The organism is Streptococcus orisratti DSM 15617 (assembly GCF_000380105.1).
Taxonomy (GTDB): Bacteria; Bacillota; Bacilli; order Lactobacillales; family Streptococcaceae; genus Streptococcus; species Streptococcus orisratti.
Map to the genome: position 1 here is coordinate 1 of NZ_KB904512.1, position 6,859 is coordinate 6,859.

General features: G+C 37.9%; 6 protein-coding genes. 1 reads left to right on the forward strand and 5 read right to left on the reverse strand.

Annotated elements, in window-relative coordinates:
* Positions 1–317 precede the first annotated feature (317 nt).
* From A3I7_RS0110680 to A3I7_RS0110690, 3 genes are all read right to left on the reverse strand, one after another.
* On the reverse strand, positions 318–1,202 hold the full coding sequence (locus A3I7_RS0110680; RefSeq protein WP_018376753.1) for a tetratricopeptide repeat protein: 885 nt from the start codon (positions 1,200–1,202) through the stop codon (positions 318–320).
* Positions 1,203–1,291: 89 nt separating this feature from the next.
* A complete protein-coding gene (locus tag A3I7_RS0110685) occupies positions 1,292–2,737 on the reverse strand; it encodes a PTS transporter subunit EIIC (protein WP_018376754.1) in 1,446 nt (481 codons plus the stop codon).
* 14 nt (positions 2,738–2,751) lie between these two features.
* Positions 2,752–4,164: a subtype B tannase gene (locus A3I7_RS0110690; RefSeq protein WP_009854692.1), complete on the reverse strand. Its 1,413-nt coding sequence runs from the start codon at positions 4,162–4,164 to the stop codon at positions 2,752–2,754.
* Between the two features lie 350 nt (positions 4,165–4,514).
* Between A3I7_RS0110690 and A3I7_RS0110695 the strand changes: the two genes are divergently transcribed.
* Positions 4,515–5,255 (forward strand): MurR/RpiR family transcriptional regulator, encoded by a 741-nt coding sequence (locus A3I7_RS0110695; RefSeq protein ID WP_018376755.1) that lies wholly within the window; start codon positions 4,515–4,517, stop codon positions 5,253–5,255.
* A gap of 111 nt (positions 5,256–5,366) precedes the next feature.
* On the opposite strand, the gene lpdD is transcribed toward A3I7_RS0110695, so the two are convergent.
* Both lpdD and A3I7_RS0110705 read right to left on the reverse strand, forming a co-directional pair.
* A complete protein-coding gene (gene lpdD, locus A3I7_RS0110700) occupies positions 5,367–5,777 on the reverse strand; it encodes a prenylated flavin chaperone LpdD (RefSeq protein ID WP_018376756.1) in 411 nt (136 codons plus the stop codon).
* Positions 5,778–6,347 carry a UbiX family flavin prenyltransferase gene (locus A3I7_RS0110705; protein WP_018376757.1) on the reverse strand — a complete coding sequence of 190 codons (570 nt, stop codon included), beginning with the start codon at positions 6,345–6,347 and terminating at the stop codon, positions 5,778–5,780.
* Between the last annotated feature and the right edge of the window lie 512 nt (positions 6,348–6,859).

Genomic DNA, 6,859 nt, shown 5'->3' on the forward strand with positions numbered 1-6,859 from the left:
CTAAAATTGACCCTGAGAACGTCATCCAATCCCCTCGATTACTAGATAAATAATCGCTAGTTTTATCAAAAAATAATTTCAAAATAGAAAGGAACTTGTCCCATCCCAAATTCCAGATAGCTAGAACTTACTTTGAGACGTCTCAGAGCCAGTAACTTTAGTGTACCCTTTTTTTCAACATTTTCAAGCCCAAAACACCCTTGAATCTGCATTTTAGGCAAAAACAGAACTTAGTCCGAGACTAAATTCTGTTGGTTTTATGCAGTTTTCTCAGAGTAACTTCTGGAAGGACGGGAACTAGAACTTACTTTGAGAATTTACCTAAATGTTTCTAATGCTTGGCTTGCCTTTGTTGCTAACTCGGTATTGTTTTCCTCTGTTGCAGTATCTAAAGCAAGTTGATAGTAAGATTTAGCTTTTTCGATATCTGCGGTTGTATAAGTTCCCTCTTGATAAATAACACCTAGTTGATAGGCGGCTGTAGCCTTGTCGTGAGCCTCATCGTCTATCAAATCTTGATATAAACTGATAGCAGTAGTTACATCTTGTTTTGTTCCTTTACCTTCTAATAAGTAATCCGCTTGATAAAGCTTTCCCGTGCTATCTTCCAAATCTGCTGCTTTTTTAAAATTTTCATAAGCTTTTTCATAATTTTGTGTTACACCCACACCATCTTGATACGCAAGCCCCAAATAGCGATAAGCTTTAAAATCATCCATTTTAGCAGCTTTCCTATAATATTTAATAGCTGTTTTTGCATTATACTCTATGTCACCAAAATCCTCACCACCACCAGGAATGGATTTGTGCATATAGAGTAAGCCAATATTAGTATAGCCCCGTGGTTGACCATTTTCAGCAGCTTTTCCCCACCATTCAATAGCGGTCTGAATATGATCACCTTTGGAGGCTTGATTAATTTTATTTCCTTGGTACATTTCACCCATATAGAGCATGGCATCAGCGTTTCCTAGTTCTGCTGCTGCTTTTGCAAACTTATATTCCAAATCATATTCATTAGTATCTGTTTGCTCACTAGTATTTTTAAAATACAAAGCAGCTTTTGTTAAGTCTTCAGCAGTAATGTTAGATGCCGTAACAGCTTTTCCTAAAGAATCATCCGATATAGATACAACTTTATAACTAAAAACTACTAAAATTATAAAAATAATACCTAATAATAAATAGTATTTCTTTTTCATTTTTACGCCTCCTTTTCTTCAATGTGTGATTACATAATCCTCCACAAAACATCCCTTATAGGTAACAAACTATAAGGGGAATTTCTTATTTATTGCAAAGCTTCTTCGGCACGTTTGTCGCTATACATGATAAATTCAACGATAAAGGCTAATGCCATGGCGATAGCAAGGCAGATAAGGACTTTATAGAAATCACTCATATTGCCAGTGGCAGGGTCGATATAATTGGCTAAGCCAAAGAGACCTTGTCCACCCATGAGATAAGCTTTCGCACCTGAAATACCAAGTAAGGTACCACCAATTGCACCGCAAATAATGTTAATGGCATACTCTTTCTTCAAAGGCAGGAGGATTGAGTACATCAATGGTTCACCAACGGCACAAATTTGTGAAATGGTTGCTGGTAAAGCGAGGTTTCGAACTTTCGTACTGCGTGCTTTAGCACAGATAGCAAGCCCTTGAGCCATACCGACAAATGGACCAACCGCTGTAACAACGGCAATGTAGTCAAATCCATTGACCGCAATATTGGAAATCGCGATAGCCAGAACCGCCCAGTGAAGTCCGAACATAACCAGAACACCAAAACCTCCACCGAGAATAGCGCCAGCAATGGCTCCACCAACATAAGGAATACTATACAAAGCAGAAACCAACCAAGCAAGGCTATTTGAAATAAGCGTAGCAACTGGTCCGATAACTAGATAAGTCAAAATGACGGTTACAACCAATGTTACAAACGGTGCAACAATATTTTTCAGCACATCAGGCAATGCTTTGCGCAAACTTCTATCCAACTTCGCAGCAAACAAAACGGCTAAAATAATCGGAATAACACTTGACGTGTAGCCACTACCAGGCATGATGACAGGAATGCCAAATACAGTTGTGTAGTAACTCATTTCAAATGACGTTCCTTGGAACACCGTTCCTAAAACATCTGCTGTTGAGCTAAGGTTAACCATTGTTGGATAAGTCAAAGCAGCACCAATAGCAGCACCGACAAATTCATTGACTTTAAATTTACGAGCAGCTGTAATTCCTAGTAAGATTGGGAAGTAATAGAAAAAGCCATCACCAAGTGCGTACAAAATCATGTACAATCCACTATCGGTATCAATCCACCCCAATGATGAGAAGAAGGACATTAGCCCTTTGACAAGCCCTGCTGCTGCTAAAACCATTAAAATTGGAGATAAGACACCAGAAATAGAATCCATGACTTTTGAGACAATACCTGTCGATTCTTTAGCCACTGGCTCTTCTTTGTCGCCGCTAGCCAATTGGAGCTGGCTCATTGCCAAATCATAAAGAGGAACCACCAATTTTTCCCCAACAACTACCTGATATTGCCCGCCAGCTTGAACAACCGTCATGACTTCATCCAAATCAGTTAACACTTTTTTATTGGCTAAATTGTCATCTTTTAACACAAACCGTAACCGTGTCACACAATGTGTCAATGATATCACATTATCTTTACCACCGACGTTTTCAATAATGGTTCTAACCAAATCTGCTTGATTTTTTGCCATAATAATTTCCTTTCTTAATGAACAATGGCATCCACCCATTGACTAAATTCTTCGTTATAATCGGCATCACAATGTCCCATTCCCCAAATCAACTCATAATGAACATCGATACCATGCTTCTTCAAAGCTAACGCTAATAAGTAAGAAATCGCAAATGAAGTATCCGCATCTTTTGCCCCTAGACAAATACGATAATGAGAAGCAACCTGTTTTTCCTCCAAATCAGACTGCAAGAAAGTCATTGGATTTAAGAGTTTTCTGGCTAATATCAAATCTTCTTCTACCAAATCAGCTTGAAATGCTTTCTGATAAACACTCAATGCTGGCAATTTTTCAACATGCTTAGCTATATCTTGCGAAAAATGACGATGATTTTTGTCACGACTTCCAAACACTTCTGTTTCAGGCGTTTGATAATCTAAGCTATCAAACGCAGGGCAACCTTTCTTACGTCCCATATAGTTTACAACATAAGCATCCAAGTCAAAGACAGTCGCTTGACCATTCTCAAAATGGCACCACAATCCTTGCGGGTCTAATTCACGAGCCAATTCTTCCTTTTCATCGTTTGTTTGAGCATGTTTGGCGAGAAATTTATTGAGTGATAAGCTAAGTTGATTGAGAATACCTTGATAAAAATCCCCACCACGACCATCTGCCGTCAAGGATTCACCCAAGTGCAAGCTGTTCACATACTCAGGAAATTCAGCCGCTAAAGACTTACTTAATAACTGTTGACGTTTATTGATAATTTGAGGTCTAACACGTGAATTAAACGTATAAATTTTCTTTGCTTGGAACATCCATTCATAAGCCATATCCGCGTGTTCTAAATTTGTAATCGGACAAAAACATTGTGCGGCAAAGACATCATCACGTTGATCAAGCTCAGCACCAATTTCTTCTAAAAAAGGAAGATATTCTGCTCGATTTCCTGTGCTACCTAGTAAGCTGCTCATCGCACCACCAGCACTCGTTCCCACACTAATGATTTTTTCAATATCACCAGGAATGTTATTGTGATGTTTTCTAAGCCACCTAACAGCCGCTTTTAAATCCACCAAGCCTGCAGGAGCTTTTCCAATGCCATTTTGCGACTGACGACCTCTAGCTCCCACACTGACAAGGACATAACCATCTTCCAAATAGCGTTGATTACGCGACGTTACCATTGCAGGTTGACATTCAGCATAGCCACCAATATCATTGTAAAAAATGATAGGAACCGTCTGACTTGTGTAGGTTGTGCCATTTTTGTTTGTGACAACAGCGTCTCTATCAATTGTACCATCTGCAGTCATATAAACTGCTGGCACAAAGATATGTAAAGCCTCTAGTTCACTATCCTTCGGCTGAACACAATAAACATTCTTCAAAGACATATAACAATTATTTGTTTCATCAAAAATCCATTGATTAATCGACATTTAATCCTCCTGATTACTTAAGATACAAAGAGCTTAGCTCGTGTTCAATTAATAAGATACAAAGGGCGTTAAAACGCAAAGGGAAAATAGGGAACTGACTGACGAATCATTAGATTCTAAGTCAGGGCATCTTTTTCCCACAGCGTTTAGCCCGTGTTTAATTAAACTAAGATACAAAGCCCGTTAAAAGCTTGTTTCAAATACATATCACTTTTTTGGAAGCGCTTCTATAAATATAATATACAACTTTATTTGTGATTTGTAAATATTTTATTTAACATTTTTTGAATTTTTTATTTACATTATTCTCGTCATCACCTATAATAAAATTTGAAAGAGGGGAACGATATATGAATCCGTTAATTGTTATGGAAAGTTTGAAAGAACAATTCTCACCAGCAGAATTAGCTATTTACGATTTAATCAAAAAACAACCGTCTTTAGTCACCCATGCTACAACAACTGATTTAGCAAAAAAAGCAGGGGTTTCCCAGCCTACACTAACCCGTTTTGTGAAGAAACAACTTGGCTATAAGCGTTATCAAGATTTTCGTTTTGATTTTATCAACTGGCTCTCATCAACTAGCACCTCTAATCCTAATGAAGATAATGAGTATTTTGCACGACTCAATAAACTACTTGAACTAACTAAGGCTACTTTAACTGATGAAATCATGGCAGAATTAGTGACGTTTATCTCCCCCAAAAAACACTTATTTGCAACTGGTGGGGCTAAAAGTTTTTTAAGTGCCAAATTATTTGAAACCTTGATGCGAAAAATGGAAATTTATGTCTCTTCGTATTCCATAGATTACCTTGATGATGCAGTTAATTATCTCAAAAAAGATGATTTATTGCTTATTTTTTCAGCTAGTGGCGATTCAAATTATATTCAAAAAATAACAAATTTGAAATGCGCTACACTTTTAATAACAGCAAATCCAAATGCCAAATATCGCAAGCATTTCAATAAAGTCATCACACTTCCAACCCTTTCAGGAGACTGGGAATACGATTCTATCTCACCAATTATGTTTGACATCTTCACAGAACTCCTTGTCACATACTATGCTAAACAAATGAAAAACTAACGCAACAACCAAAAGCCACCCGTTTATCACGCGCGGGTGGCTTATTTATTTTTTCACTGAAATGGATGAAAAGGAGTCTCGTTTTTTTGAGTTGTATTTGTCTAAACTAGTTTATTGTTTGGTGTTTTTTTTTTGGTATTTTGGGTGACTGATTGGTGATTTTTCATTTTTTAACCATGTGCGGATTTTGCTAGCAAGGTCTTTAGTCATTTCAAAAGCGCCAGCAATTTGTTCTTTGCTAATACCGTCAACATGGACACCTGAGGTAATCACACAATTTTGCGGCAACAGCTCTGCTATTTCTTCCAAAAGAACATCAGCCAAGACGTCATCTTTATGAAAACGCCCTGAATGGCTTGGAAAACGCACCACTTGCCTGTCCGCATTTTCTTTACAATAAGTGGTTACTGTGCCAATATGAGGGTGGCTTCCGCCTGTCAATTGAATAAACAAGTCAGCGCCAATATAGTCAACCTGCGCTTGAATAGAATACCCATAGTCTGTCACTTCAAATGTTGCCATCTAATCACCATCCCAACGTCCAGCATAATCATTGCGAATGTGCAAAGCATCTAGCAATTTAGCAGTATTGTGGTCGATAATATCTTGCAAAGTCTTAGGATGATTGTAAAAGGCTGGTACAGGCGGAATGACTTGTACACCCATCCGTGATAATTTTGTCAAATTTTCCAAATGAATCGTATTTAACGGTGTCTCACGTGGGACAATGATGAGTTTGCGTTGTTCTTTTAAAGCCACATCAGCTGCGCGACCAATAAGATTATCTGAAAAACCGCAAGCAATACCTGCAACAGTTTTCATGGAAGCTGGAACAATCACCATACCGTCTGTCAAGAAAGACCCTGAAGCAATTTTGGCACCCAAATCCTTGTTAGAATAAAGCACATCACACAAACTGGCAAATTCATCATGTGACATATCGAGCTCCAATTTTAAATTCTCATGTGCCCAATCAGACATGACCACATGCGTTTCAATGTCAGGATATTCTTTGAATTTCTTTAATAAATTGATAGCATAGATTGTGCCTGAAGCGCCAGAAATAGCTACCACAATACGTTTTTTGCTCATAAGCACCTCACTTTTGTAATGAATACTCACTGAAAATCAACATTAGACTAAGTGGCGTAAATGCAGATAAAACCAAAATTCATCGAAACAAGTCAACAAGCTCTAAGTCTGTTTTTCAAAGCGTATAAGGACAATCGTTTTTTAGCTTGCTACTGCTTAGCTAGCGTATTAACGACTACCAACTAAAAAATTCTTAATTGAAGATGACCTAGGCTCTGTGCAGTGGGAGTAGGAAAGAACTCAATAAGTCTAAAAACATACTAAGATTAGTAGTGAGGAAATCTCCGACGGGAGAAAGTACTCACTACTTTTTCTTTATGATAAAGTAGAGGTGTCTTGTTAAGTCGAGAACTCTTTTGACGCTAGACGTCGCAATAAAAACTGGCAAGACACCTGTTTTAGAAAGAATGTTATCAAAGTATGTGGGACGCCAGACGTCGAGTATTGAAAATGACATCACTAAAACAAGGAATCATTCAAGACAAAGAGGTAATATCATGCGAGTAGTTTTT